The organism is Streptomyces pathocidini (genome assembly GCF_001418495.1).
Lineage (GTDB): Bacteria > Actinomycetota > Actinomycetes > Streptomycetales > Streptomycetaceae > Streptomyces > Streptomyces pathocidini.
Window position 1 is genome coordinate 1 of record NZ_LIQY01000236.1, and the last position, 1,826, is coordinate 1,826.

1 protein-coding gene is annotated in these 1,826 nt (G+C 73.2%); it reads right to left on the reverse strand.

Features of this window, described 5'->3' with window-relative positions; translation table 11 throughout:
- Window positions 1-47: 47 nt before the first annotated feature.
- Window positions 48-1,826: Na+/H+ antiporter NhaA (gene nhaA / locus AOK16_RS13005; protein ID WP_055472420.1), on the reverse strand; the 1,779-nt coding region annotated here is incomplete at its 5' end.

Below are 1,826 nucleotides of genomic sequence, written 5' to 3' on the forward strand. Positions count from 1 at the left end.
CCCCACGCGGCCGGACCTCACGCGGTCTCCCCTACGCGCCCGCCCCCCTACCCGTCAGACCGTAGTGCCGCCCGCTCCCGGGCCGCGCGTACCGCCGTCGACAGTCCCTCGATGTCGTACGCCCCGTGGTGGCGGCGGCCGTTGACGAAGAATGTCGGGGTTCCGGACACCCCGCTGATGTCCGCGGACTCCACGTCCTCCGCGACCCGCCCCGCGCCCGCGTGCGCCCGCAGGTCCCGCCCGAAGCGCTCGCTGTCCAGGCCGAGTTCCTCCGCGTACCGCAGCAGGTCGCGCGGGCGCAGCGCGCCCTGGTGGGCCAGCAGCCGGTCGTGCATCTCCCAGAACGCGCCCTGCGCCGCCGCGGCCTCCGACGCCTCGGCGGCCGTCTGCGCGTTGGGGTGCACGTCGTTGAGCGGCAGATGGCGCCACACGTACCGCAGATCGCCGAAGCCGGCGAGGAGTTCCCGTACGACGGGCTCGGCCCGGCCGCAGTACGGGCACTCGAAGTCGCCGTACTCCACGAGCGTCACCGGAGCCTCGCGCGGCCCGCGTACGTGGTCCCGGTCCGGGTCGACCGGATCCTCCAGGTCCACGATCGTCTCGGCCGTACCGAGCAGCGCCCGCACCCGCAGCCGCCGCGGCAGCGCCGAGGTGACGGACGCGACCACGGCCGTCGCCGCGAACGCGCACAACACCGCCGTCAGGATGCCGATCTTGGCGTTCTCCAGCTGCTCCCCGTCGAAGGCCAGGGTCGCGATCAGCAGCGACACCGTGAACCCGACCCCGGCGATCGTGCCGCCCGCCGTGACCGCGCCCCAGCCGACCGGCGGCCGCAGCCGCCCGCCGCTGAGCCTGGCCGTCAGCCACGAGACGCCGACGATGCCGACGGGCTTGCCGACCACGTATCCGAAGAGGATCCCGAGCGTGACCGGTGAGGCGAAGGCGCGCGCCAGCTGCTCGCCGCCGATCGTGATACCGCTGTTGGCCAGCGCGAACAGCGGCACGATGACATAGCTGGTCCACGGGTGGTACAGCCGCCGGAGCCGCTCGTTCGGCGAGAGCGAGGAGGCCAGGCCACGGCGCACCGAGCGCTCCAGCTCCGGCGTCGGCTGCTCGCGGAATGAGCGGAACAGCCCGCTGGCCCGCTCCAGGTCGCCGCGCGCGGCCGGGTACGCGTTGGTCAGCAGCCCCATCGCCAGCCCCACGACGGCCGGTTCGACCCCGGACTTCAGCAGCGCGACCCACGTGACCGCGCCCAGCACGGCGTACGGGATGCCACCGCGTACGCCGGTGGCGCGCCAGGCCAGCATCACGGCGAAGACGCCCAGCGCCACGAGCAGCGGGGTGAGGGTGACGGAGTCGCTGTAGAAGATCGCGACGATGGTCAGCGCGAGGAAGTCGTCGACGACGGCGACGGTGAGGATGTACGCCCTGAGGCGGCTCGGGAAGTGTCGCCCGAGCAGGGCGAGCATGCCGAGCGCGAACGCCGTGTCGGTGGACATCGCGGCGCCCCAGCCGTGGGCGGTGGGCTCGCCCGCGTTGGCCGCGAGGAAGATCGCGACGGGTACGGCCATCCCGCTCACCCCCGCCAGCAGCGGCAGCATCAGCCGCCGTCGCTCGCGCAGTTCGCCCATGTCGAACTCGCGGCGCGCCTCCATCCCGACGACGTAGAAGAACAGCGTCATCAGCCCGCTGTTCAGCCATTCCCGCAGGTCGAGCGAGACGCCGTGGCCGCCGAGGTCGATCGAGAGGTGCGTGCTCCAGAACTCCTCGTACGTCCCCGGGCCGATGTTCGCCCACGCCAGTGCGAGCAGCGCCGCCGCGAG